Annotated in this window: 27 protein-coding genes, 1 tRNA gene and 1 pseudogene; 19 read left to right on the top strand and 10 right to left on the bottom strand. The window is 59.7% G+C overall.

Annotation, left to right across the window (positions count from 1 at the left end; all coding sequences use genetic code 11):
• The first annotated feature begins 7 nt into the window (after nucleotides 1-7).
• The 3 genes from HS101_19965 to HS101_19975 all read left to right on the top strand — a co-directional run bounded on the left by HS101_19965 (nucleotide 8) and on the right by HS101_19975 (nucleotide 3111).
• Nucleotides 8-226, top strand: a complete 219-nt coding sequence (locus HS101_19965) for a hypothetical protein (protein ID MBE7508539.1) — start codon at nucleotides 8-10, stop codon at nucleotides 224-226.
• A gap of 28 nt (nucleotides 227-254) precedes the next feature.
• Nucleotides 255-644: a hypothetical protein gene (locus HS101_19970; protein ID MBE7508540.1), complete on the top strand. Its 390-nt coding sequence runs from the start codon at nucleotides 255-257 to the stop codon at nucleotides 642-644.
• A 151-nt stretch (nucleotides 645-795) separates the two neighbouring features.
• Nucleotides 796-3111 carry an FG-GAP repeat protein gene (locus HS101_19975; protein MBE7508541.1) on the top strand — a complete coding sequence of 772 codons (2316 nt, stop codon included), beginning with the start codon at nucleotides 796-798 and terminating at the stop codon, nucleotides 3109-3111.
• A 180-nt stretch (nucleotides 3112-3291) separates the two neighbouring features.
• Here HS101_19975 and HS101_19980 read toward each other — a convergent pair whose 3' ends face one another.
• Both HS101_19980 and HS101_19985 read right to left on the bottom strand, forming a co-directional pair.
• Nucleotides 3292-4284: a tyrosine-type recombinase/integrase gene (locus HS101_19980; protein MBE7508542.1), complete on the bottom strand. Its 993-nt coding sequence runs from the start codon at nucleotides 4282-4284 to the stop codon at nucleotides 3292-3294.
• Nucleotides 4285-4427: 143 nt separating this feature from the next.
• Nucleotides 4428-4895 carry a hypothetical protein gene (locus HS101_19985; GenBank protein ID MBE7508543.1) on the bottom strand — a complete coding sequence of 156 codons (468 nt, stop codon included), beginning with the start codon at nucleotides 4893-4895 and terminating at the stop codon, nucleotides 4428-4430.
• Between the two features lie 233 nt (nucleotides 4896-5128).
• Between HS101_19985 and HS101_19990 the strand changes: the two genes are divergently transcribed.
• The 12 genes from HS101_19990 to HS101_20045 all read left to right on the top strand — a co-directional run bounded on the left by HS101_19990 (nucleotide 5129) and on the right by HS101_20045 (nucleotide 11401).
• Entirely contained in the window at nucleotides 5129-5230 is a 102-nt protein-coding gene (locus HS101_19990; GenBank protein ID MBE7508544.1) for a hypothetical protein, read from the top strand.
• Nucleotides 5227-5331: a type II secretion system protein gene (locus tag HS101_19995; GenBank protein ID MBE7508545.1), complete on the top strand. Its 105-nt coding sequence runs from the start codon at nucleotides 5227-5229 to the stop codon at nucleotides 5329-5331. Before HS101_19990 ends, HS101_19995 begins: the two co-directional genes overlap by 4 nt.
• Nucleotides 5324-5464, top strand: coding sequence for a hypothetical protein (locus HS101_20000; protein MBE7508546.1), 141 nt, complete (start codon nucleotides 5324-5326; stop codon nucleotides 5462-5464). Before HS101_19995 ends, HS101_20000 begins: the two co-directional genes overlap by 8 nt.
• Nucleotides 5465-5702: 238 nt before the next feature.
• A complete protein-coding gene (locus HS101_20005) occupies nucleotides 5703-6368 on the top strand; it encodes a hypothetical protein (GenBank protein MBE7508547.1) in 666 nt (221 codons plus the stop codon).
• Nucleotides 6369-6551: 183 nt separating this feature from the next.
• Nucleotides 6552-7391 carry a ParB/RepB/Spo0J family partition protein gene (locus HS101_20010; GenBank protein MBE7508548.1) on the top strand — a complete coding sequence of 280 codons (840 nt, stop codon included), beginning with the start codon at nucleotides 6552-6554 and terminating at the stop codon, nucleotides 7389-7391.
• A gap of 76 nt (nucleotides 7392-7467) precedes the next feature.
• A complete protein-coding gene (locus tag HS101_20015; protein ID MBE7508549.1) occupies nucleotides 7468-7653 on the top strand; it encodes a hypothetical protein in 186 nt (61 codons plus the stop codon).
• 165 nt (nucleotides 7654-7818) lie between these two features.
• Nucleotides 7819-8127, top strand: a complete 309-nt coding sequence (locus HS101_20020) for a DUF1232 domain-containing protein (protein MBE7508550.1) — start codon at nucleotides 7819-7821, stop codon at nucleotides 8125-8127.
• A gap of 191 nt (nucleotides 8128-8318) precedes the next feature.
• A complete protein-coding gene (locus HS101_20025; protein ID MBE7508551.1) occupies nucleotides 8319-9632 on the top strand; it encodes a TraM recognition domain-containing protein in 1314 nt (437 codons plus the stop codon).
• A 15-nt stretch (nucleotides 9633-9647) separates the two neighbouring features.
• The gene (locus HS101_20030; protein ID MBE7508552.1) at nucleotides 9648-10238 is read left to right on the top strand and encodes a hypothetical protein; all 591 of its coding nucleotides are present in this window, start codon (nucleotides 9648-9650) and stop codon (nucleotides 10236-10238) included.
• Between the two features lie 22 nt (nucleotides 10239-10260).
• The gene (locus tag HS101_20035) at nucleotides 10261-10545 is read left to right on the top strand and encodes a hypothetical protein (protein MBE7508553.1); all 285 of its coding nucleotides are present in this window, start codon (nucleotides 10261-10263) and stop codon (nucleotides 10543-10545) included.
• A gap of 6 nt (nucleotides 10546-10551) precedes the next feature.
• Entirely contained in the window at nucleotides 10552-11139 is a 588-nt protein-coding gene (locus HS101_20040; protein MBE7508554.1) for a hypothetical protein, read from the top strand.
• Nucleotides 11140-11161: 22 nt separating this feature from the next.
• Nucleotides 11162-11401 (top strand): hypothetical protein, encoded by a 240-nt coding sequence (locus tag HS101_20045; GenBank protein MBE7508555.1) that lies wholly within the window; start codon nucleotides 11162-11164, stop codon nucleotides 11399-11401.
• Nucleotides 11402-11754: 353 nt separating this feature from the next.
• On the opposite strand, the gene HS101_20050 is transcribed toward HS101_20045, so the two are convergent.
• Nucleotides 11755-12132, bottom strand: coding sequence for a hypothetical protein (locus HS101_20050; protein ID MBE7508556.1), 378 nt, complete (start codon nucleotides 12130-12132; stop codon nucleotides 11755-11757).
• On the opposite strand from HS101_20050, the pseudogene HS101_20055 reads away from it, so the two are divergent.
• A pseudogene (locus HS101_20055) lies at nucleotides 12025-12552 on the top strand (recombinase family protein). The gene HS101_20050 and the pseudogene HS101_20055 overlap by 108 nt on opposite strands.
• A 685-nt stretch (nucleotides 12553-13237) precedes the next feature.
• Here the strand turns inward: HS101_20055 and HS101_20060 are convergent.
• Both HS101_20060 and msrB read right to left on the bottom strand, forming a co-directional pair.
• Nucleotides 13238-13310, bottom strand: a tRNA-Met gene (locus HS101_20060).
• 187 nt (nucleotides 13311-13497) lie between these two features.
• Nucleotides 13498-13899 (bottom strand): peptide-methionine (R)-S-oxide reductase MsrB, encoded by a 402-nt coding sequence (msrB, locus tag HS101_20065; GenBank protein ID MBE7508557.1) that lies wholly within the window; start codon nucleotides 13897-13899, stop codon nucleotides 13498-13500.
• A gap of 420 nt (nucleotides 13900-14319) precedes the next feature.
• On the opposite strand from msrB, the gene HS101_20070 reads away from it, so the two are divergent.
• Nucleotides 14320-15429, top strand: coding sequence for a calcium/sodium antiporter (locus HS101_20070; GenBank protein MBE7508558.1), 1110 nt, complete (start codon nucleotides 14320-14322; stop codon nucleotides 15427-15429).
• On the opposite strand, the gene HS101_20075 is transcribed toward HS101_20070, so the two are convergent.
• From HS101_20075 to HS101_20090, 4 genes are all read right to left on the bottom strand, one after another.
• Nucleotides 15402-17240 (bottom strand): CRTAC1 family protein, encoded by a 1839-nt coding sequence (locus HS101_20075; protein MBE7508559.1) that lies wholly within the window; start codon nucleotides 17238-17240, stop codon nucleotides 15402-15404. The genes HS101_20070 and HS101_20075 overlap by 28 nt on opposite strands.
• A gap of 112 nt (nucleotides 17241-17352) precedes the next feature.
• Nucleotides 17353-19770, bottom strand: a complete 2418-nt coding sequence (locus HS101_20080; protein MBE7508560.1) for a hypothetical protein — start codon at nucleotides 19768-19770, stop codon at nucleotides 17353-17355.
• A gap of 297 nt (nucleotides 19771-20067) precedes the next feature.
• Nucleotides 20068-21468 carry a PQQ-binding-like beta-propeller repeat protein gene (locus HS101_20085; GenBank protein MBE7508561.1) on the bottom strand — a complete coding sequence of 467 codons (1401 nt, stop codon included), beginning with the start codon at nucleotides 21466-21468 and terminating at the stop codon, nucleotides 20068-20070.
• A gap of 166 nt (nucleotides 21469-21634) precedes the next feature.
• On the bottom strand, nucleotides 21635-22213 hold the full coding sequence (locus tag HS101_20090) for a transcriptional regulator (protein ID MBE7508562.1): 579 nt from the start codon (nucleotides 22211-22213) through the stop codon (nucleotides 21635-21637).
• A gap of 203 nt (nucleotides 22214-22416) precedes the next feature.
• Between HS101_20090 and HS101_20095 the strand changes: the two genes are divergently transcribed.
• Both HS101_20095 and HS101_20100 read left to right on the top strand, forming a co-directional pair.
• Nucleotides 22417-22710 (top strand): type II toxin-antitoxin system Phd/YefM family antitoxin, encoded by a 294-nt coding sequence (locus HS101_20095; GenBank protein ID MBE7508563.1) that lies wholly within the window; start codon nucleotides 22417-22419, stop codon nucleotides 22708-22710.
• On the top strand, nucleotides 22707-23021 hold the full coding sequence (locus HS101_20100) for a type II toxin-antitoxin system RelE/ParE family toxin (protein ID MBE7508564.1): 315 nt from the start codon (nucleotides 22707-22709) through the stop codon (nucleotides 23019-23021). The genes HS101_20095 and HS101_20100 overlap by 4 nt, the downstream gene beginning before the upstream one ends.
• 38 nt (nucleotides 23022-23059) lie before the next feature.
• Here the strand turns inward: HS101_20100 and HS101_20105 are convergent, their stop codons facing one another.
• Complete coding sequence (locus HS101_20105) at nucleotides 23060-25267, bottom strand: carbon starvation protein A (protein MBE7508565.1); 2208 nt, start codon at nucleotides 25265-25267, stop codon at nucleotides 23060-23062.
• Nucleotides 25268-25447 lie beyond the last annotated feature (180 nt).

Raw genomic sequence — 25447 nt, forward strand, 5'->3', positions numbered from 1 at the left:
GAGTCTTATGAAGTCGATTTACGTATTAACGGCGATTGCAGCAGCGACAGCCATCGCTGCAAGCGATGCGAGCGCCTACGGTCCCTCGGGATCGGGTCCGCAGGTCAGCATCATTCAGTTTGACGAGGATGAGGAACCGGTGCTGGTTCAGAGCGGGCCGCAGACCGGAGAATGCGGCATGGGCGCCCACATTCGAGACGGTGGCAGAACCTCGCCGACCGATTAACCATTATTCACAGGAGGAGAGTAAACATATGAAGAAGACCAAATTATTAACCACGGCGGCCCTGATCGGGTGTACGGTATTATCAACGAGTCCGGCGATGGCGATCAACATTAATACAAATGCGTTGCCGCTGGCGATGTGTCGGACACTTCAAGGACAATCGTGTAACGAAAACATCAATACACCTATGTCAATTATTTGTCAGGGCGAAGTAGCAATAAAGGGCTACGATCAGTTTGTGGCTCTCCGCACGACAACATGCACATGCGGGACCTCGCCACCATACAATACTGGCCTTATAGACTTTATTTGGAACGGATTACAGCTTAATGACTCCGTGTGGGAATGCCAGCATCATAGTTCTCAAATTCTAACCGGGCCGCATCCCGCTAATGCGATGGACCAGCCGACCGGTTAGCAACCTATCGCGAGTCATTCCAGTAATGATGATTACGGGAAGCCGGAATCCGGCTTCCCGGTGCGAGCCAGGAAGGCGACGGCAGAAAGCGCTTTAACAAGAAACCGGACCGCTGTAGGGTTGCATATCTGCAACAGCATCCGGTCGCTTCATGCATTATGACAATCGCCCCCAGCGGGGCTTCTCACTCATTCAGATGAGCGCGCTCATCGCCGTCGGCGGCATCATCATGGTCTCGGTGCTGCCGGGCGGCAGTGGGAGCACCGACCTTGAGCGTGCGGACATCACGCTTCAGCGCATGCACGCCATCGAAACGGCGATGCAGGGATTCATGGCGGCGCATCATCGCCGTCCGTGCCCGGCCGGCATCAGCGATCTAATGGGCAGCGCCGTGTTCGGGATGGAGCAACTGGAATCCGGCCACTGCGCCTCGGCAGTGGGAGCTTCGGAGTACGCCGGGATGCCGCCCGTCAGGACCCTCGGTCTTCCGGAGGAGCATGCTTTCGACGGCTGGGGCCGGCGGATGCAGTACCGCGTCGATCAGAGGACTACCGTCTCTGGCGCATCCGCGCTCTCGGCCGACGTGTCGTCCTGTTTTGACCTTCAGAGTCAACGCGCAAAAGGAGCGATCGAGATCGCTTCAGCGCACGATGCGGCAGTCTCCGGCGACAATGTGATGTGGGCCTTGATATCGCACGGGAAAGACAAGTACGGCTCATACTCGATGCAGGGCCAAGGCCCGCTGGACGGCGCCACGGACGACGACACACTCAAGAATATTGCCCTGGAGGGGCGGCTCGTTCGCAGGGACCCCTCGGATGGCTTTGACGACATTGTGTGGTACCGGGAGCAGACGAAGAACACCTGCTGCCAGGGCAAGGCGTGCGCCCTCGGCTTTACTGCCGCACTGGAGATGGACGGGACGCCCGACACCGATGCCGGCGCGGCAGTGGCTGTCGGCGACATCAACGGCGACGGCATACAGGACCTCGTAATCGGAAACGGCGCGGCGGGCACCGCGCGCGTAATCGTCGCGTTCGGAAGTCGCACCGGCTGGCCCGTGAGAGATGCTCTGGATCTAAACGCCGTCACAGGCGGTGACGGGTCTCTTGGATTCGTGGTTTCCAACGATAGTTCTATCATCGGTTTCGGAAAGACGGTCGCTACGGGAGACGTAAACGGCGATGCGTACGATGATATCGTCATCGGGGGCTACCCCAGCGCCATTGTCTTTGGCAAGGGATCGTTTGCCGACGGCACTACTCTCACGTCCGCGCTCGACGGCACGGCCGGGCTGCTCGTCAATTACGGTCTTACCATCGCGCCGGGCGCAACGGCTGTCGCCGACATGGACGGTGACGGAATCAAGGACATTGTATTCGCGCAGCATCTCAACCCATTGACGCAATATCTGTTCTTCGTGTGGGGTCGCAGCTCGGCCAACTGGTGCAGCCTGGTGACTGCCTGCGATGGCGCGTCGCTGCCAAAGACGTGGACTACAGCCCACAACACCATCGGCATCGCCGACGGATTCTCGCTCTCCGCGACAAGCCTCTCGAATGCGGCGGCTGTCGGCAATTTCTCGCTCGCCGCCGGAGATGTGAACGGCGATGGCATCGATGACCTTCTGATTGGCGGCAACAGCGGCGGCGCTGGCGCGGGGGCGTATCTCCTGTTCGGCAAGAGCCGCGCGACGTGGACGACTCCCGGCGACTGGACGTGGAGCGCTACGAACACCAAGGGCCTCGGACCGGTCATCAACGCCAACAACCCGGCATGGGGCGTCAAGTTCGTGTCGAACGCCGCCGCCAGCAACTATCTCACAATCGGCAACAGCGTGGCGGTGGCCGATCTCAATAACGACGGATTCAGGGACCTGATTGTGAGCGACGTTGACAGGATTTACTTCTATTACGGACGCGCGGCCGGAAGCTGGCCAACGGGGACGGTGGCCGCGCCTTACGACATCTACACAAATGCTTCGACGATCATCGATACGGCAACGAACCGCCCCTCCTGGATCAGTTCGCCCGTGCCAAGCGTAGTGAGCATCGCCGATATCAATGATGACGGCAGGATGGACCTGCTGATCGGGGTCAAGAACAGCGGTTCGCCGTCGGGTTGTCTGGGCGACCCAGGGACGACCACGGGATCGATATATATCGTGCTTCAGCCGGCTGGCGGGTGGAGCAGCGCTAATCTTTTTTCAGGTGTGGCAAACACGGCGTGTGATGCCAACGAGCTCAATACTGTGGCCCTTCCCGGCAGCTTCCGGATCAGCGGCACCGCGGCGTACGACTATGCGTTTCGGCCGGCTGCCGCCGACATCAACGCGGATGGCCGGATCGACGTGCTCATTGTAGCGCCGGGAAATGTAACGGATCGCGGCGGCTTCCTCTATGTGCTTCTCGGCAGGCGGCAGGTGCCCTGGGAAGCGGCTGTCGAATTGAATAAGCTGCTTCCCTGATTTTCAAAAAACGGTGCGCGTCGTTTCGGGGTTGCGCGCAGCATAGTCGTATGATATCGCGATCGTGATAAGGTCGGCACTGGCGAAAGCCAGAATCCCCTCATTGCAGTAGAGACTGCGGTCTTGGTGCAAGAAACATAATGAAAAAAAGTTATCTAATCTCCCCGGCCTTATCGCCTTTCATATAGAAATGCGTTCAACGACATTCCTCGTGACCGAACGGTCGCGGCGATCATAGAGCCTCGTCGTTCGCGGGTCGGCGTGGCCGAGTAATTCCTGCACGTCTTCAAGCGGTACGCCTTGCTCCAGCAAGTCCGTTGCCGTCGTCGCCCGGAATGAGTGGCAAGTGAGGATTGTCGGCAAACCCGCGGCTGCGAGTCGCCGTTTCACCATACGGTGGATGTCCTTAGCCTCAAACGGACGGTCGCTTAACTGCTGTGTCCGGCCGAGCGCGGTGCGAAAGAGCGGCGCGTCAGAATCGCCCGCTGGGGCGGCCGCAATATACTCCTCGATATAGCCTTGCAAGTCATGGCGGCACGGAATCTGCCGATCCACGCCGCCCTTCTCGTCGAATCGAAGATAATGCTGACGGCCGTCGGTGTAATAGTCGCGAAGCCGGAGCTTCGAGACCGCGCCGGCTCGGCAGGCCGTGTACATCAAGGTGGCAAGAATCGCCCGGTCGCGCAGACCGATGACGCCGGACGTATCAATAGAATGAAGCAAAGCGCGGGCCTGGGCGGGGTCGGTCGCCGGCGTTTTTCCGATGACGTTTCTAACGACCGGGCCACGAACAGAGGACGCGGGATTGAGCGCGACGGCGTGGCGCTGCACAAGTGCATCGAAGAACTTCCGGATCGCGGCCAGGTGGAGTTTGCGCGTCGGCTTCGACGCGGGCCTGCTATCGGTCGTCATGAGCGTGCGGATATAGTGACCGACGCCGCCGGGCGGGATGCGGGCAAGGTCGAGGTCTTCGGCCTCGCACCATTTCAGGAAACGGTGGACGGCGTGGCGGTAGGCCCTGCGGGTATAATCGCTGGCGATCTGGTCGCCGAAGAATTCGGCGTAGGCGAACCGTGCGTTCGCGCCGGCATCGGCGACGATGACTGGGACTTCGATGCCCTCGATTGGCGTCAACTCGCGTACGGGTTGAAGAACTATGGAAGTTTCATTCAAAGGACCTCCGCGGCGTGAATTGTTGACGAAGCGTTAACCTGCGACATGAGCGTTAACTCGTGGGATATAACTACTTTTGTGTACCACGAACACTCGTAGCAGAAAATGTTAAACAAATTCTTAATGGCATAACGGGTCGTTTATCAAATGGACCGATCGTTCCTTGCCCGATGTCGTGCTACAGCAATGTCGGCCGACCGAAGTTTGATGATAGGCAACTCGGTGGACGTGAGAGTTGTTGTGAAGCGATGTTGATCATCCATGCGGTCAAGGCGAAACCTTCCACGTTCCGCATCGTGCGTTGGGTTTGCATGCAAGAGTGTCGGTTGCCCCGTTTTCGGGCATTCGATTGCCAGCCCGAATTCTCGCAATTCGGCGTTGAGCCATCTGGACAGCTCCTTCTTTTCTTCGTAGGTGGCGTGCGGCAGGCGTCGCACACGCTCATTTAGGGCCGGCCCCAACGCGATGGCCGTTTCCTCGCAAACCACATCGTTTAATCGACGCAGCCTCCTTCGCAGTGAGTCGTAGCCGGCTGGTGCGTCCCGCAATATGACCTGGATGGCCTTGCGAAGTTTTTCAAATTGTTGATCCTCTTGGTTGTCGCTCGGCATTCTGGGGGTGGTTCCGCAGTTGGGGACTACCACCGATAGCACAGCGAGTGGCACTTCGGCAACCTCTAATCGACGGGTAGGTACGCTTCACAGGAACGCAGCATGAGCCGGGCGACCGGATGCGCGGCTGCCGTTCGCCCTCTCCAAACAAGCGCTTGTAATCGCCTTCGCGTTCCTGACTCTGTAGCCTTTTGTGGGGAGAGTGTCGGTCGAGGGCATTGGGAGCATTCACGTTGATTGAGCTGCTGGTGGTGATCGCCATCATCGAGTTCCTGACGCTTTGCCCTTTTCTGGCGAAGGCGTCGGTCGAAGGTAATCGAAGGCATTCACGTTGATTGAGTTGCTCGTGGTGATCGCCATCATCGCGTTTTTGACGCTGTGGCCGCCTCCGAGGATGTGCGCTGGTCGAGCGAAAGCGGGCTTTCACGTTGATTGAGTTGCTTGTAGCGCAAGCGATCATCGCCTTGTTTATCTCGATGATGGCGCCATTCCTGCCTTTTCGGCATGTAATCGAGGGTGGCGTATCAACTTCCTTGATATGTAATTCGTTGCGCCACAGCAATTTGTAACGCAATGGTAGAGCGGTATTCGGTCCAGGGAACAGTTGCCGAGTGATCGACGCGCAAGAAAATGGCTATCAAGGACAAGAATAATGTTGAAATCACCTTCCAAAACAGTGAGAATCTACACGTGCCAGCTGCCCTGGCACGTCGGTTTCTTTTCAATATCCCTGACGATTCATACTGATGCCTTGGTAGGCCCACCCGGGTTCTGCGAATTCCACCTGATGAGCCAGAGTTTTTCGTCATGCGAAAGTGCCGCCGCGTCAATCGAAGGGGAGACTGCGCAAAGAAGGAAGCTCCGCGCGCTGACGTGATAAACTGTGGTGATAGCGATCATCGCGCTGTTGATTTCAATAGTTCGTTTACAAAGAGCAAGGGCACTCAACGGCACATTAGTTTTCATCTCGGATTCGGCGGCTCGGGGCACGACGAAACGGCGAACCACGTCAACCGTGTATCCATAGATTTGTCAGTGTCCGGAGACCTTGATGCGCTGGCCGCCCACGGCGCTGAGATTCTCTGTCAGTGCCTTGAGCGCGCCTTCAAGCAATCTGGGGCGGGCAATTTCCCGAGCCCAATCGCTAGTCAGCCCCAAGAACAGAACGAGCCGGAAAGCGCGCTTCCAGTCCAGAAGGCGGCTTTGTCTTTTTTCGCAAGATTGCTGCTGGAGAAGCTAGTCGAATTCGACATCTGTGCTAGCGGCCCGGGTTTCCCGCAAGACGCCTGGCTATCGCTTTCTGCGTGGTTCAAGGCGGCTCGGATCGACCGGCATCGTGGCGACGCTCTAACGCTCATCTCAGAATTGACGGATGCAGGACTCGTAGAAGTGCGTAGCACGCCGATGCAAGTGCGATACAAGGCCAGCCGCGCGGCCCGACGTTTTCTGGAATCTCTAAAGAACAAAAGTTGACTTAGCCCTTGCGCCTGGCAGTGAGACGCCAAACTCCGCCAAGACCTACCCAAGACACGGCTCCCGATTGCTCCCAACTTGCCGCCAAACTTCGCATTCGCGTGGTTCATAATCATCGTTGAAGAGTAACGTGCATTGTGCGCCCAGCGACGATTACAGGAGCCACGGTGGTTTATGGAGTCGATGGCGATCGAATTGGTGCCGCTCAGCCGGATTGAAATTCGCTCGAACGTGCGCGACCGGCTCGTCGAGGATGAGCAAATCGCTCTGGCCGAGAGCATTAGGCAGAATGGAATCCAAGTGCCGTGCATCGGCTATGAAGATGGAGCGTTCGTTGTACCGTTGGACGGGCATCGGCGAATCGACGCAGCGCCACGGGCCGGTTTGGACGCTGTGCCCATGTGCGTCCTCGATCATCCCCCGAGTCATGGGGAAGCCGCAAGACTTCAACTTGTCATTAACTGCTATCGCGCCGACCTCAAGCCCACGGAGCGTGGAAGAGCTTACGAGCGGCTGATGACTGAATTCGGGGTAACTGCTGCTGAATTGGCGTCACACGCCAACGAGAAATCGGAGGCAACGATTTCCAAGCTTGTGGCGATCCTTGTCCTTCCTAAACCGATTCAGGACCTGATCGACGCAGGCCGAATTCCGATCAGCAGCGGCTACGCACTGGCAACAGTGAATAACTCGGTAGAACGGGAGCAGCTTGTCGCCGGTGTCTTAGACGGCCGTCTAAAGCGTGACCAACTCGTCAAGCTAATCAAGTCCCGCAAGCGCGATCAGCAACCGCCACGACGGCCGCGACAAGCGAAGCGCCCGCCGCGAGAGCGCGTAACCATGCCACTGGGCGCGGGCCGCGCAATCACGGTCGCTGGCCCCGAACTGAGCGTGGACACGCTCATCACGTGGCTGGACCAATTGCTCAATCGGATCAAACGCATCAACGCGCCAGGTGTTGGGCTAAAGGACCTAGCCACGTTGCTCAGGCCGACCCAAACGGCGGAACGGAAATCGGATTAGGACCGCTTTCGGGCGAGCGTTACGCCCGATCCTAGGCGGTTCACAGTGTGTCTCAAAGAGTGAAAGGTGATGAAACATGGAAACGAAAGATTGCCTGAAGGAAGCCGCAAAAGACGTTGTCCGCGGTTGTGTGTCTATTCCGCTGATGTACAGCCTGGCAATAGCAGCCACGGTCGAGAAGGTTGGCGGATGGGTGTTCGACATCCTCGACAAGCTGTCGGACAAAGGGAAACGCAATTCGAGAACCGGTCGGCAGAAGTGATTGCATATGGAACGACGCGCCGCGACAAGCGTCGCGGGGCGTCGTCGTGATCTTGGCTGGCGCACGCCAGCGAGAGAAAGGCGGAAGGTCATGTCAGAATTTTTCAGTTTCCTGAAAGTGTTTGCGATCTGTGGGACCGTGTTCTTTGTTGCAACAGCGGTGCTCATGTCCCTGCCGCAATCCAAGCTGCGGTCGGTGGGGATGGAAATGTCCAAGTGGGCGCTCGTCTGCGGGCTGTTGCTGATGGTTCCTTCGCCTGTCGATGTGCTGCCGGATGTCGTGCCCGGCGTCGGCTGGCTCGACGATTTCGGCTACATCATCGGTGCGATCGGCGCTGCGAAGGGCGCCATGAACGAGCGCAAGCGACGGGCCATGTGGGAGGAAGCGGAGTTTGAGGAAACCCTGGCCGCGAAGCGCGGCGAAGCGTCCCCGTCTGATTCCGACGACGACGACGATCAAAGGGAGGCGGCGTGATGCTCGGACGACTGTTTAGACGAAGGTCTGTACCGCCGACTCGGCCAAAGAGATGGGAGTTGACGGACGAAATCCTGCGCTTGTCGCGCGATGATTCGTGGACAATCCGAGACGCGACTGAGGGGACTTTGATCCAGGGAGCAACAGGAAAAGGAAAGTCGAGCGGGAGCGGTCGAACAGTTGGAACTTCAATGCTTAATGCCGGATTCGGCGGCCTCGTGCTGACGGCCAAGTCTGACGAGCGGGCTCTGTGGGAGTCCTATTGCCGCGAAACGGGCCGGCTCGGCGACCTGCTCATCGTCGGGCCGGATGCGAAGCTGCGATTCAACTTTCTGGATCACGAGTTGAATCGGCAGGGAACGGGCGCGGGCCTGACCGAGAACATCGTCAACGTATTCTCGACCGTTATGGAAATCCGCGATCGCAACGCTGGTGCCGGCGGCGGCCGTGAAGACGGCACCTTCTGGAAACAGGGAGCGCTCAAAGGAATGCGCAACTCAGTCGATCTCGTATCGCTTGCTACAGGGGGAGTTTCCGTGCCGGACCTAGTGCGTGTTGTGTTGTCCGCGCCGCTCTCACCAGCGCAGATTTGCGATCGCGGGTTTCAAGAGTCGTCGCTCTGCTTTCAGTACCTAAAAGTGGCGGATCAAAAAGAGAAGACCGAGCGGCAGACTCACGATTTCGGCGTGGTCGCCGACTACTACCTGCTCGAATGGCCCAACCTAGCCGAGCGGACTCGGAGCGTTATTCAGGCGACGTTCATGGGATGGGCCGACATGCTCAATCGGGGCCTGCTGCGCGAGCTATTCTGCACGGATACGACGATAACTCCGGAGGCAGTCGAGAACGGCAAGATCATCCTGATCGACCTGCCAGTGAAGGAGTTCGGAGAAGTCGGTCAGTTCGCGCAAGTACTGTTCAAGTACTGCTTTCAGCGCAGCATCGAACGCCGTAACGTCGCCGAGAGTCCACGCCCCGTCTTCCTGTGGGCCGACGAGGCGCAGCATTTCATCACGTCGTACGACATGCAGTTCCAGACGACGTGCCGCTCCGCGCGCGTTGCTACGGTCAATCTGACGCAGAACGTGAGCAACGTGTACGCAGCGCTCGGCGGGGGCGACAAGGGGCGCGCAGAGGCCGATTCGCTGTTCGCCAATCTGAATACCAAGATCTTTCACGCCAACGGTGACCCGGTGACGAACGAATGGGCCGCCTCGCTCATCGGCCGCGCGCGGCAGTTTCTCGCCAGCGGCAACAGTTCCTACGACAACGATCACCGATGGGCAGCGGCCGTCGGGCTTGATTGGCTGGACGGCGGCGGCTCCACGTCCGCCGGGTTCAGCGAGACATTCGAGTACGAAGTCCAGCCGCGGGAGTTCACGCGGCTTCGCACGGGCGGTCCCGCGAACGGTTGGATTGTGGACGGCATCGTCTTTCAGAACGGCCGCACGTTCGCCGCGTCGGGCCGCACCTGGCTCAAGACGGCATTCAGGCAAAGGCCATAAGCAGAGGGCATCTTCATGCACGACGACCAGTCAGCAGGACCATTCGACGGACTCCGCAGATTTCTCGGCGGCGTCGCATTTGTCGCGAGGGCGTTCGAGGCCTCAGTCGTTGTTTTTCTGCACGAGCCCGGTTCCTTCGGCGAGCGCTATCTCGGCCTACAGGCCGGCGTGGCGCTGCTGCTGATCTTCTTCTGGCCGGTGCTGTGCGAGCCGCATCACGACGCGACGCCGATGCTCATCTACGCGGGAGCGTATTGCCTTGCCTGTGTTGTCATTCGGGCGCGGTTGCAGCTCCGGCGGAAGCGCGGCCTGCCGCAGCCTCACACACGTTACAGCGGCAGTCCCGGATTGTTACGGCGTTTCCGACGAATGGACGAAGTGAAGGCCAAGCAAATCGTCGAGCCGTTTCTGACGTTTGCGGTCGGAGCCGTCATGCTCAATTTCAGCCCGCCGCTCGGCGGGTATCTGATGATCGCCAGCGCCGGATTGATGATCTCGAACGGGCTAGCCGCCGAGTACGAACGGCGGCGGGTCTCCGATATGCACGACGCATACCTGGAACAACGCGGCGTCGCGGAGCGGTTCCGCGACATGCGCGGTGAGTAATCAACGAAATCAAGGGTGAATCATGGCAGACAAACAACCACAACCGAAGATCGGCGCCGGCCACGCGCAGGCGATGTTCCGGCAGGGCCTCACCGAATTGCGCGCGGCGCTCTATCCGGAATCAAACGTAGCGCAGCCGAGCGTCTATGGCATCGCTGGGACTCGGACTCCCGGCGAAGTCATGCAGGAGAAACAAGGCGAGCTGCGCGACCCGGACGAAAAGCCGTCCATCCTGGGCGAACGGCTCAAGCAGGTCGAGCGAGAGACAAACGTCCGCGAGCCGGAACCTGAAAGAGAAAGGGAGTAGTCTCAAATGGAGTCACACACAATTGGATTCGCCATTGCGCTGATCCTGGTGGTTTGCCATCTGATGCAAAAAGCGCATTCGTACATCATCAACAAAGTGCGAAATAACATCCAGCACTCTCACTCAGGTATCGTCGCTCTTCCGCCATCAAGAGTGCGAAAAACATTGCACAAGTTCTACCAGTCCAAGGCGTGCTCATTTGATTGTATAAAAGACGGAGCGTGGGCTTATCAGCGCGGTTGTATCCTTACATTTCGACAAGTCGATCACACGGTCAATTGGCATCTGGTACCGCAAGTCGTTTCGATTGTTCTTCTCACCGAATCTGGCAAAACAAAAGTGGACATCTGCTACCGGGTCTTGCCGACCGTGCGCATCACACAAAAGGCAGCGAACCAGTTTGTCGCGTGCGCAAGTTCCGAAGGCACAAAAGCGTTGGAAATGCTCAAAGAACTGAGCTGCAAGAACGAAGCAGTCATGAAGAGCGGCCGCACATCAGCCGCGTCTGACGCTGGACGCAGCGAGGGATTCGCGGAGGGGCTGATAGAGGACAGCTACGAAAGACGGGGCCAACCCTCTGAGATTCCTGGATAGTTCAAGGAAGGAAAACAGGCACATGGGCAAGGTCATTGATTTCCTGGCGTTCGTGATGACGTTGTGGATGCTCTACTGCTTCGCCCGTCACGGCATCTATCCGGCAATACGGCTCGTTCTTCGCATGATCGGCGCGGTCGTGCGCTTCGTCACAAGCTATCTACAGCGGGAGCCCTGCGACGCAACTGCCGAGCACGTCGCTGAGGTGTGCGCCTCATCGATCATCGTGGCTCCCAGTCGGCAGCAAACGGATCATGATTGACACGGCCGTCGAAAACCTGGTTCCCCTCCGCGATGTGCCCCAGCGCCTACCGGCACGCCGCGCCCGCCGGGAACCCCACTCTCCGCCAGATTGCTGCGGAAAGTCGTCGGAGCGCCTGTCTACAATTGAGGGGCCGGGTATACTGATACGCGACCATGCCGCCGCGCGGCGGTGGATGGTCAGCGTGATCGCGGCGAGAGCCTTGGAGATTCACCGCGAACGCCGCAAGCGGAGAGACGAACAGGCGCAGGAGCCGGGCGGGAATGACGATGGTAATGCTCACGGGACAACGGAACGGGAACAGGAAGGGCATCGAGGGTAGCGGCAAATACGACGCGATGTACGCGCGCTATTCAAGCCACGCGCAGGATGACGGCACAAGCATCGCCATTCAAATCGATTCGTGCGAGAAGGCGGCGGGCAAGCCGCTCAAGCACTTCATCGACGAAGCGAAGACAGGCCGCACGACAGGCGGACGGACCGAATTGCTGAAGTTGATTTCGGAAGCGGAAGCCGGCCGCATCGAACGGCTCTACGTCTACAAATTTGATCGCCTCGGCCGCGCCGCCGAAACGCACGTTCTGGTCGAAGACCTCGAACAACACGGCGTCGAAGTCATAAGCGTGACTGAAGGCACGAACGCGCTGGCTCGCGGCGTGCAACTCGTCGTCGCGGCAGACTATAGCCGTGTGCTGGCGGAGCGGACGCGCGACGGTCTGGTCCAGCGGCACAAGCAAGGATGCTGGACGGGCGGGCCTCCGCCATATGGCTACCGCGTCATTCAAGCGGCAGACGGCAAGAAGCGTCTGGCGATTCATCCCGATGAGGCGGCGACGGTCAGATTCGTCTTTGAGACCTACGACTCGGAAGCGGTGAGCCTCAAGGAAATTGCTAATCGGGTTCGCGATCGCGGAGTGCCGACGCGACTCGGCGGGCCATGGGGCTTCACGACGGTTCGCGGCATTCTAACGAATTACATGGTCGTCGGCGAAGTCCGCTTCCTTCGTCGCTGCTACAAACTCAATCGGACGACCGGCAAGCGTCTGCCGAAGTGGAGGGATCAGGATCGGCACCTGGTGAGCCGGGACGAGTCGCTGCGGATCATCGACGATGCGATATTCGAGCGCGTTCAAAAGCGGCTTGCCGAGAATTCGGTGGAGCGGCCGCGGGGCGTAGCCGAACTGCGACCATTCACGCGACACCTGTTCTGCGGCGAGTGCGGCTGTGTGTACTACTGCCGCAAGAGCAAGAACGCCAAAGCTGAATACCACTACTACAGTTGCGGCCGCCGCATGGCGAAACGGGAAGGCGAATGCGGAAACGCGGCGACGGTCCGTGAGGATCGGCTTGTTGCTCGGATTCAGGCCGCAATGGCGGCCGTCTTCGACGATATGGACGGTGTCCTGGACGAAGTCATGACCATGTCGCAGGAGGCTCTCGAAGAGAACCGCAACGAGTCGAGCCGCCTCAAGGGCGAAGTCGCCGAGTCGGACAAGCTCATTGCCGGGTTCACCCGGCTCCTGGTCGATCCAGACATAGAAGCCGGGGCGAAAAAGGCAATCGCCCGGCAGCTATCGGAGGCGGAAGCCAAGCGGGATACGCTACGCCAGTCGTTGGAAACCCTGGCCGTCCAATCGGTCGCCGACATGGACGATCTCATGGCCGATTGCCTGCAAGCGTTCCTCGAAGCGAAGGCGAATTTCGCAAGCCTGATGACACCGTCTCAAATGAACCGGTTCATTGCGGACGTGATCGGGCCGATGGCCGTCCTCCCGGACGGGCGGATAGCGCAAAAAGAGGCCGTCCTGACAGCCGAAGCTATGAGGACGGCCGGCATAGCGGGGGCTGGACTCGAACCAGCGACCTCCGGGTTATGAGCCCGACGAGCTACCAACTGCTCTACCCCGCATCCATATTAGAAGCAGGACTCTAGGTTGCCATGCTGTGACTGTCAAGCGGGCGAAAATCTGCGTCGAGTCACGGCGGCGGACCTTCTAGTAAAGAATCAAGAAATCGTCCCGGCAGCCGCGATTAAACCGTCGCGGACCTGACCCGGCCGACTGTCGGTTTTCTCTGAAGACGCTCCCTGTCGTCGTTTATTTCTTGCGATCTTCGAACTTCAGCGACGCCGAGTTGATGCAATAGCGCATGCGCGTCGGAGCAGGTCCGTCGTCGAACAAGTGGCCCAGGTGCGCACCGCACTTTTTGCATTGCACCTCAGTCCGGACCATGCCAAAGGCTCGGTCCTCCTTTTCGGCAATCTTGTCCTCCTCCTTCGGGGCGAAGAAACTGGGCCAGCCGGTCCCGGAGTTGAACTTCGTCGTCGAGTCAAAAAGTGGCTCGCCGCAGCAAACACACCGATACACGCCGTCTCCGTGATGATCCCAATACTTCCCGGTGAACGGTGGTTCAGTCGCACTGCACCGTGCCACCTGATACTGTTCCGGCGTCAACTCCTTCTTCCAATCTGCCTCACTCTTGGAAACCTTGTCGGCCATCGGTGCTTTCTCCTGTTGTTCGCCTGCCGATCCAGAAACCCGAGAGGAATCACCCGTCGAGGTTGACGCCCGGAGCTCTCTCGCCACAGGAGCCTTGTCGCTGCCCTCATTGCATGCCAAGAACGGCAATATCGCCATCGCCGCCACTAACCAACTCTGAAATCGCACAATCTGTCTCCTCCGGCGTCGGACTGACCGAGAATTGTAGTCCTGCACAAACGGCACATGCCATGTCATCCGGGCCCGTGAATTCACGTGTCATCCCTGATTAGATGTATCAGGCCGCTCCGCGGTGACAGGGATCATTTCACGTTTACGAGCGTGGGCGACTTGTCCGCGATCGCCAAGCCCCATATTCTCGCGGCTCGAGTTTCGTAAGGTTCCCGGGTCGATTTGAGAGAATTCAAGACTTTGAGCCTCTTGACCATTGCAGAGTTCCTTGGCGGTCTCGGGCTTCTGCTCGTCGGGGCCGAAGTACTCGTTCGCGGGGCGGCCCGCCTAGCCGCGGCCGTGGGGATTTCTTCGTTGGTGGTGGGGCTGACCGTGGTTGCCATAGGGACCAGCGCCCCCGAACTGGCGGTAACGATCAAGTCGGGCTTGTCCGGCAAGAGCGACATCGGCCTGGGCAACCTGATCGGAAGCAACATCTGCAACATTCTGCTTGTGTTGGGCCTCTCAGCCGTCATCGGTCAGCTAGGCGTGGCCACGCAGATCGTGCGAATCGATATCTGGGTCATGATCCTGGCGGGCGTTGCAGTGGCCTCAATGAGCATCGATGGTGTCGTCGATCGACTCGACGGCGTCGTCCTTGCGACCGGCGCAGTTGCCTACACCATGTTCTGCATCTACGTGAGCCGACGCGAAAACGCGCGGATCAATGCGGCGTACGCGAAGGAATTCGGAGGACCGAAGACACCCATGCCGACTTCGTGGTTATGGAATGGCGTGCTGGTGGCGGGGGGGCTCGGTCTGCTGGTACTCGGCGCGGATTGGCTGGTCGACGCGGCAGTCGCACTTGCTCGATCCATCGGCATGAGCCAGCGCGTCATCGGCCTGACCGTCGTCGCCATTGGAACCAGTGCGCCCGAGATCGCCACTTCGGTGATGGCGGGATTGAAGGGACAGCGCGATATCGCAGTAGGCAATGTGATCGGAAGCTGCGTATTTAATCTGCTGGCCATCCTCGGCCTCGGCGCGGTTGCATCGCCCGGTGGATTACTTGTCTCGCGCGCCGCGATGATGTTCGACATTCCGGTCATGATGGCGTCCGCGTTTCTTTGTATCCCCGTATTCTTCACAGGCCTTCGCATCGCCCGGCTCGAAGGTCTCTTGTTTCTTCTCTACTATGCCGCGTATACGACTTATCTCGTGTTGGATGCGAAGCACAGTCGATCCATGGACGACTACCGGACAGTCATGCTCTATGGTGTGATACCCTGCTCGCTTGTGCCCGTGGGTCTGTCAGTGACACGCTCACTGAGGGCAGCACGGCAGCGGAGCCGTCAGGGCTCAACGACGGAGAGGACTTGATCCGCGGCGACGTTGTTCAGCGTACTTACATTTCCAGAGGGCCATCTCACCTTTAACTCGTCGATAACCGTCGCCGAACCGATGCCGAAGTGCGCCTGCGGCTGAACGCCGGCAAATGCGCTGACGCTTGAGAGCACTTCGCGAATCAAGGTGCGCCCTCCCGTGGTAACTGTCACCCGGGCGCCGATGCCAAAGCGATTACTGGCGCCGCCTTGCAGCTTCACGGTAATGCTGTGATTGCCCGCCACCCCGGCATTCAGAAAGATGCGATGCTTGGGATTCGGCGTACCGAAGACGGACGAATTCACAACAATGAGGTCCTGAAATCCGTCACCGTTCAGATCCTCCGTCACAACAGCTCTAGCGGCGTCCTGTTCGCCAAATGACAAAGAACGGTCGGCCTGAATGTTGAAGAGTCCGCGTTCGGCCGTCTGATCGGCGAACGAGCCGTTACCGTTGCTCTCCAGAAATCGGCCGACGCCATGACTGCTTAGCACGATCCCTCGCTGAATATACGAGATCAAATCGCCGGCCCAGTAGAGGTCGAGCAATCCGCGGTTATCCGCATCGATCCATGTCGCACCGAATCCGAACTCGGTCCCCGAAAGCCCTCCGCCTCCGATTGCGTTGGAGGGCGGCAGCGGCCCGGAAGCCGTGACGCCGGTTGTCGCCGTGACGTCGACGAGCACGCCGGCGTCGTTTCGCAGGAGCCGATGAAAAAAAGCACCGTTGGGCAGCGTGTGCGCGCTGGCAATCGAATTCGGGGCGAACGCCTGCGTAAAGTCGCAGCCGACATTGGTTACGAAATAGTCGATGTCACCGTCGCCGTCGTAATCGCCGCTGGCCATGCCCATCCAGCCGCCGTGCCTGTTGAGGAGATCCACCTGTCGGGAGGAGAATGCCATATTGCCGTCATTGTGAAGATAGTCGATGCCGCCCGGGATATCGTGCAGATAAAAGATGTCGAGTCGGCCGTCTCCGTCCACGTCCGACAAGTGAACGACAAATGTCCCGGGAATAAATGTCTGGTTCGCGGTATCGGGAGAAAAGCCGTTTTGCTTTCCGCCCTCGATATCAGTGCCCGTGATGCGCTGATATTGGGCCGTGCCGTTGACGATCCCCGCGCACCGCCAGATCTCGTTTGGCTGGGTTTCGTAGATCGGCACCAGAAACAGCCCGACGACCGAAATGTCATATCGTCCGATGACGATATCGAGCAGGCCGTCGTTATCCAGGTCGCCGATGCCGAAACCCATCGCCGGCGCGTCGCTTGTCAACCCGGACTCCTGCGGCATCACCTGCCGAAATGTCACTGCGCCGGCGCCGTTGGCCCCGTTGTTGAGCATCATGATCGGTCCGGCAACGGTACTTGGCGGGAGGTCAAACTTCTGCCTGCCCAGGAGCAGGTCCAGCCATCCGTCGTTATTAAAGTCGCCGACGGCGCAGGCCGCGCAGTTATCTGCAACGAACGCGACGCCGGCCTCGGCGGCGACGTCGACAAAACCCGCCTGCCCGTCATTACGAAGCAGAGAATTGGCCGCGCCGGCGCCGCCGGGAAGCAGAAGATCGATGTCTCCGTCGTTGTCATAATCGAAGGCGGCAAGGCCACCCCATCCGCGAGGAGTTACAGCTGTTCCGAGTCGATCGGTTGCATCGAGAAAGGCCTTGGGGCCTGCAAAGGTCCGCGCAAGCAGCTCGGTCAACCCGGGCTGACATCCTGGTGACACCACCAGCAGGACAAGCGGGATCGCGAAAAGTAAAGTAATGAGAGTGAGAACGATCCGGCTTCTGAGGATCGAATGATACGTCATAGCACGTACTATCCTCCAGCGTACGAGGCAACGCCTTTATGATATCACGAATGATCCACCAGATGCGAGCGAGTCTCGGATCTGCGCGATCCTCACTGCGAATCTTGCGATCCTAGAGGGTGTCCAGGAAGGCGAGAAGGGCCGCTCGGTCTGCATCAGACAGCACTTCATACGCCTGACGAATCGTTAATGCCTCGCCATCATGTTTGCGAATCGCCAGGTCAATCGAGTCCGCCGAGCCATCGTGGAAGTAGGGCGGCGTTCGGCTCAGGCCCCATAATGGCGCGGTGCGAAATTCCGTCTGTGTCGCGCTGCCGCTGACGATACCCTTGGACCCTGTCGCAAGAATGTCGTGCAGGAGCAGGTCGGAAAAGAGGGGGACATCGCCAAGCGAACTGGCAAGCGACGGAATGTGACACTTCGTGCAACCGACTGACGCGAACACGGCCTCGCCCTGCGCCACCTGGGCTGGATTGGCCGCAGGTTGTCGCGGCGGCCCGGCCACCATGCTCATAAAGAATGCGATGTCCTCGGCGTCTGTCAGCGACAGTTCAGGGTCGGCCACGCCGTCCAGATCGGTCGTCAATCCGAAAGTAAGTCCCGCCTGTGCCGGCAGCGTGAGGCCGAGTTCCGCGGCCATCGCGTCGCGCACGAACTCAGCGACGCTTGGGACGTCCGCCTTCCAACCAAATCTGCCAATTCGGCCATCGGGCAATGTGTGCGCTCGACCACTGATGCCGTCGACGTTGCCGTCGGCCGGGTCCTCGTTGGATATGATGGTCGCCTCGGAGATGGCATCGATCAGACCGGCGCCAAAGACGTGAGGCGTCTGCCGCATCTCGAAGAAATTGGCATCCGCGCCTGCTGAGATCACCGGATGTCCGATCTGGGTCTCCTTGTGGAGAATCGTGTTCGGCGTTGTGGCCGGTGCGGTGAATGCACCGCCGCCGTCGATGTGGCCGTGTCGCATCACGTTCACACCTCGCGGGCCCGCGCCGCCGATGACCGGGTCGAAGTGACACGCCCGGCAACTGTCGCCGTTGAAACGCCCGACGGCATCGGGGCCGGTTAAGCCGCCCGCGCCGTGTGCAAATCCGAAGTCGCGATCGAAGACGCCGCGACCGCGAATGAATCGCTGACCCTCGTCAATCGTGAGCGCACGGAAGGGTCCACCGTAACTGCCGATGGCCGGGATTTCCGTGTTCGGCGGGACGAGTCCGGGACTCGTCTGACCTCGACCTCCGAGCGACAGCAGGAACTCAATGAGATCTGCCTTGTCCTGCGTCGAAAACGCCGCGAATGCATCGCGAGCAGTCTGCGCTTCTCCGCCATGTGCGAGGATGGCTGCCTCAATGGTGTCGACTCGGCCGTCATGCAGATAGGGACCGGTTGCCGCGAGACCCCACAGCGGCTGCGTGCGAAACTCCGAACCGGATGCGTCCTTCATGATGATGCCGTCAGCAAGATCGGTTCCCATATCGTGCAAGAGCAGATCGGAGTAGCACGGGACAGGTCCGCGAGGACCATTGAGCCGGGGGACGTGACAATCCGAGCAGCGAGCACTGTGAAAGAGTTGTCGCCCATGATTGGTTTGCGGAGTGGGGGGATCAAAGGCCGGCGCAGCGAGCATCATCGAGAAGCTGATGAGGTCGAACAGGTCCTGCCCCGACATCTCCGGGTCGGGCACGCCATCGTTATCGAAGTTGGGACCATCGACCGCCGCAGCCTGCTCGTGCGGTCCGTTCTTCACGCCGGCCGGCAGAATGACTCGACTCACGTCGATCAGCTTCTTGCGGGCCGAACTATCGACCGGCAGCATCGCCCGTTGCTCGTTGGTCAGAGGATTCGTGGTGATGCCCAGATGATTAAACAGGGGCCCGCGGATGAAGCCTTCGATGGAAACCGTCTGCGACTTTCGCCCGAAGCGGCCGACGAATCCGCGATCGAAGTTCGCCCGGCCGCTGATGCCGTCGCCGTTGGCGTCGTTGGGGTCGGCGCGGGACAGGAGTTCCTCGTCGCTCAATTCGGCGAGCAACCCCATGCCGAACATGGGGATCGGGTTGCGCTGCGCAAAGACGCTCGCCGTCGCCGGCACCACGGGACGAGCTGGTAGCGTCGGATCGTGATTGAACATTCGGATCACGCCGCCGGCGGCGCCCTGCGACTCGGAGAACTCAAACGTCCCGGCGCCCGTGACCCGACCGGCCAGGAAGAAGTTGCGATAGAGTCCCGCGCTGCCTCCGGGCGTCGGCCGCTCGTGACAGGCGCCGCAAAAGGTCACGTTGAACGCTGGTCCCAGTCCATCGACGATGCCGAAACGCTGGTTGATCACCAGTTTGCCGCGATTAAAAGTCGCCAGTTGGTCAGGTGTGAGCGATGGCATCGGGTCGCCGAGGTTGCCGGTGATCCCGGCGGCGATCGGTCCGTCATCGGTGACGAAGAGATCCAGAAGTGGGAAGAGAAAGCAGCCGGAAGCGCCAATGACAATCAGCGCCGCCGCAGACAGCGATATGCCATGTTTCGTCTTCATAGAATGACTCCAATTACCGCCACAAACGGCAAAAGCCAGAACGACCCGAGGTTCGTGGGACTCTTGATCGCCACTTTGAGCAAGGTGAGCCTTTCAACCCTGGAACGAACTCTAGACAACCTGCGATCCGGCTCGGCGGCCGGCCGATCCAAGTGCCCTGAAAGATTAAACCGGGCGCCAGCGCATGACAAGGAGTGAGGTGGCGAATGGAAAAGCGGAGTGCACCGCCGATTTCATCACCGAGGCGGAAGTGGGCGATCTAAGTGCCGAGTGGATGCCGAGTGCTCGGGCGATCGACTATTTGACTTTTGCGTCTGTGGATTTGCGCGAACTCTTGGGCGCACGCTCGATGGCGAACAGATGCTTCTCGCCGCGGACGAACAAGATGCCGTCGGAGATGGCGGGGGTCGCCATGCACGGTTCGCCGAGCGAGCACTTGCGATAGAGCTTGAAGTTCTTCCCGGCCCGGACGACGTAGATGTCGCCGTCTTCGCAGGTGTAGTAGATTTTCTTGTCGGCGGCGACGGCGGAGGCGGTGAAACCGGCGAGCCCCTTGCCGACGCGCTTGCGATAGACCTTTGCGCCGGTCTTTGCGTCGTAGCATGTCAGGACGCCGTTATCGAGACAGCTATAGAGATAGTCGCCGTAGATCAACGGCGTCTGCATGTAATTGCCCATACGCGGACCCCACCATGCAACGTCCTTGTGGGTGTCCTCGCTCGACTGCAACTTGATCTGGCCCTCGGCGGACGGCTTGATCGCGTAGATCGGGGCCATCATGCCGTGGGCGTTGGTGATATAGACGAGATCGTGACCGATCACCGGTGTGGGCACGGGGATGTCACCGCCGCCTGCCAGTTTCCAGATTTCCTTGCCGGTGGAGAACTCGTAGCCGCCGATGTGCTTGTAGCCATTGCAGACGACTTGCAGGCCGCCGGTGGTCTGGAATATCGCGGGCGAGCTCCATGTCGGCACTTCATCGCGCGGCGTCTTCCAGACTTCTTTGCCGGTCTTTACGTTCAGCGCCGTGACAAACGACCCTTCCTGCACGTCGCACTGGAGAATGACGTAACCATCGTGAATGATCGGAGAGCTGCCGAAACCCCACTGCGCGTCCTTCACGACGTAGTAGCCGGAGTCCAGGACGCCGAAGTCCTTCTTCCAGAGCAGCTTGCCCTTCATGTCGTAGCAGTAGAGCCCTTCGCTGCCAAACATGGCGACGACGTGCTTGCCATCGGTCGCGGGGGTGCTGTTGGCGTGGCTGGCCTTGGTATGCCGCTTGATCTTCGGGACGCCCTCGCAGGCGACTTCGTCCCATTCGATCTTGCCGGTCTTCTTGTTCAGACAGATGACATGCCAACTGTACTGCGAGTCGTCTTCAACAGGCTTGATGTCGCCGTAGAGGCCGACTTTGAGCGGTTGATCGCCTTCCTTGCGGACGGCCGTTGTGAGAAAGACCTGATCTTCCCAGATGATGGGGCTCGACAGGCCGAGGCCGGGAATCTCGGTCTTCCATTTGATGCCTTTGCCGGACTCGGCGTCCCACTTCAGGGCGGTCCTGAATCCCTCGGCGATGCCTGAGGCAGCGGGGCCACGGAATGAGGGCCAGTTAGTGGTCTTTGATTCATCCGTCGCAAGGCTGGCCTGCATTGGCAGGAATAGTGCGAGTGCGGCCATGCGGATCAGGCTGCTGGTCATTTTGATATTCATGTGGTCTGCCCGATTGGGGTCTCGAATGGATGTTCGCCATTGGCGAGTGAACAAAGGTCGTCCAGAGCACAACGGAAGGTGCGGCGGATTCTTTCATTCTTACAAATCTCGAACAATTGCCGCCGTCGTCTCGCCACCGTCGTATTTTTCTCCTTCAACCGGCGATTTTCATGATCATTCCGCTGACGCGGCCGATGCCCTTGGGGCCGACCTTCATGAGCAGATCGACCATGGCGCCGACGGCTTCGAGAAACTTGTCCATGTCGTCGAGGCGCTTGAGGTAGGTTTTTGATTCTTCGTTCTTCGGCTTCTTGCCGCCGGCGTCGGCCGTGACCATCTCGCGGCATTTTTGCAGGGTCTCCAGGATCGGCTCGACTTCGCGGCGGCGGCGCTGGCGGACGATGGTCTCGAAGAGCTGCCAGACGTCGGTTAGGGCGGTGAAGTACTCCTTGCGGTCGCCGCGGATGTGGACGCGGTGGATGAGGCCCCAGTCGACGAGGGAGCGAAGATTCATGGAGGCGTTGCCGCGCGAGACCCGGAGACGCTCCATGACGTCGTCGGTGCAGATCGGCTCGGTGGAGACGAAGCACAGGGCATGAATCTCGGCCATGGTGCGGTTGATGCCCCAGTAGTTGGCCATCTCGCCCCAGCGGCGGATGAAGAGGGCCTTGGAGGCGTCGAGGGCGGGGTTGGCAGGGGGTGGAGGGGATTCGGTTCGGGGTTGAACGGCCATCAGAAAGCTCCTGAAAGCACCGGCAATGCCGGAAGTTTCAAATTCCTCTGAAAGTAGTATAGACTCAGAATCTCCACGCAGCAACTCGTTCCATGCATACTCAACTGTATTTGCGGACTCGCAAGCGACCCGACATTGACATGCTATTCACACCTTATTAGCATATATTTAGATGTCGATGGACATCCCGGAGGTACTATCTCATGGTTCGCCTCGATCATATTTGCTCCTTTACCGAGTTTCAGCGAAATGCGCGCGAGCACATTCAGCGCCTGAAAGCTTCGGGTCTTCCGCAGGTGCTGACCGTCAACGGCGCGGCGGAAGTTGTTGTTCAGGACGCCGCCGCTTATCAGGAACTGCTCGACGCGCTTGACCGCGCCGAAGCCGTTGAAGGCGTCCGCCGGGGCCTGGAGTCCATGCGTCAGGGCAAGGGTCGACCCGCGGGCCAGGCATTCGCGGAGATTCGCAAGCAAAAACGCGGCGAGTCCGATTCGTGACATACCGAGTCTTTCTTCAGCCTGAGGCTGAGTCGGGAATCCATCAGTCGTACGACTGGCTTGCCGAACAATCGCTGACGGCGGCGGACGAATGGCTGAGCAGAATCGAAGCCGCGTACGCATCTCTGTCGGAGCTGCCCGAGCGATGCCCACTGGCGCCCGAGTCCGACTTCTTTGATGTTCCGATCCGACAACTGATCTGCGCAAACCATCGAATCCTCTTCACCATCGAAAAGAGCGTCGTTCACATTCTGCACATCCGGCACACGGCGCGGTTGATGCTGGGTGAACACGTCGACCGGCGCGAATGATGTAACCGTTGTCCATGTACGCCCATGCCGTAGCGGAGTCATGCGTCTAAACCCCCGGACTCGACGATGACGGGGAAGCCGCGGCGGAGGGGGGGGAGATCGGCTTCGAGGACGCCCTGGACTTTTGGCCAGAGTTTGAGGGCTTCGGCGACCATCCAGAATTCGAGGAGCAGGATGATGATGGCGGCGGCGACGAGGTGATATTGGCCTTTGGGCCAGAAGCCGTCGGTGGGGTTGAGGAGTTGATAGAGCATGGCGCCGGCGGGGAGGACGAGCATGACGACGGCGGCGGCGGCGATGTACCACGTCGACATCTTTCGGCGGGCGAGATAGAAGGCGACGACCATGAAGGAGAGGCCGGCGAGGAGCTGGTTGACCGCGCCGAAGACGGGCCAGAGGGTGAGGCCGCCTTTGCCCATGCCGGTGGCCCAGGTTTGTCCCGGCGGGGGGATGGCGGCGATGATTGCGGCGGTGACCACGGCGAAGATGGTCGCGCCCTGCGCGCCCATGAGCGGCTTGAGGTGAAAGGTCTGGGCGAGTTCCTGGATGACGTAGCGCTGAAGGCGCGTGGCGGTGTCGAGCGTCGTCGCGGCGAAGGAGGCGACGAGGACGGCCATGAGGGCGACGGCGACGGGCTTGGGGATTCCGAGGGCGGTGATGAAGTTGCCGGAGCCGTCGACGAAGGCGCTGATCGTGCGGGCCAAACCTCCGGCGGCGGTCCAGGAGTCGTAACGGGTTGACCAAACACATCTTCCACTAAAAACTATTTCTCCCTGCTCCTCGAGACGCAAATAACCATCGTAAATAGGGATCGACTGCCCCCGAGCGATTCTGGTGATCAGGGTTCCAGCTGGGGCGATTCTCTCGGCAGTAGGTACGTTATCAGGTCCAGGCGATATGGAGCGCTCGCGTATCAAGTCCAAGCTTTTCTGTGAAATGGCTGGCAAATCGTCGCGATTGAAGCGGAACGTGTCGAGGTAGTTCCAGGACGGGCGGCCGTTCCGCGCCCAGACAAAGAGTAGGTCGCTTCCGGATTCCTGGCCGGTTACTGCCGCTCCATCTTCAAGTACGAAGCAGCTGAACATGGCAGGGCCTCCCGAAGGCAAATACGAACTTGAACCGAGGATTTTGGGCCCTGCATCTACCCCTCTCACGCCAAGCCCCAATCCAGCGCAGCAGGCGAGGATGACGAGGATGGCGAGGAAGCCTTCAGTCAGCATTGAACCAAACCCCACGAATTGGGCGTCGGTTTCGCAGGCGATTTGTTTGCTACTCGTTCCGCTGGAGACGAGGCAGTGGAAGCCGCTGATGGCGCCGCAGGCGATGGTGATGAACAGGAACGGCATGATCGGCGGGGCGCCGGGTACGTCGGCGCGCACCGCAGGCGCGACGATGGGGACGCCGCCGTCGATGGTGAATGTCGCGACGCCGATGCCAAGCATGAGCAAGGCGAGGCCGAAGACGAGCAGATAGCTGTTCACATAGTCGCGCGGTTGCAGGAGCAGCCAGACCGGCAGGGTGCTGGCGAAGTAACAATAGACCAGCAGGATGCAAGTCCACGTCACGACGGGGCCGACTGTGTAGCCGCCGAGATTGATCGGGGGGATTTTGAAGTCGATGGCCTCGACCTCGCCGGAGAGAATCACGCAGCCGATCATGATTGCCAGAGAAATGAGCGCGGGCACGGTGGGGGAGTAGCCCTTCTTGTACACCATGTAACCGATGACCATGGCGATGGGCATGGCGATCCAGATGGCGAGGACGCTCGACGGATACATGTCGAAGATGTTGGCGATGACGAGACCGAAGATGGCGAGGACGATCATCAGGGCGAGAAAAAGAATGATCAGAAAGAGCAGCTTGACGCGTGGGTTGATGAGGCGGCCGGCGATCTCGCCGATGGTCTGGCCGCGGTTGCGCATGGAGACGACGAGGGCCGACAGGTCGTGGACCGCTCCGAGGAAGATGCTGCCGAAGAGGACCCAGATGAGGGCGGGCAGCCAACCCCAGATGACGGCGAGGGCGGGGCCGACGATGGGGCCGGTGCCGGCGATGCTGGTGAAGTGGTGGCCGAAGAGGATCTGCTTGCGCGTGGGGACGTAGTCGTGGCCGTCGCAGAGTTCGCAACTGGGGACCGGGGCCGCGGGGTCGAGTTTGAAGAATTTTTGGGCGAGCCAGCGGCCGTAGGTGTGGTAGGCGAGGAGGTAGAGAAAAAAGCTGCCGACGGCGATGGCGAGCGTGAGCATTTTCAACCGGCCTCCGGAATCGGGATCGCTGGGGGTAAGCATACCCCGGGGCGGTGGGAGCGGTCGAGGCGGGGGTGGAAACGTCGAAAAGTCGAAACGTCGAAACGTCGAAATTTTGAGCGGCGGCGGGGTAGCGCGGGGGCATTCGAGAGGGTCCGGAAAAATGCAGAGGCGGCGGTG

Source organism: Planctomycetia bacterium (genome assembly GCA_015075745.1).
Classification (GTDB): domain Bacteria; phylum Planctomycetota; class Phycisphaerae; order UBA1845; family UTPLA1; genus UTPLA1.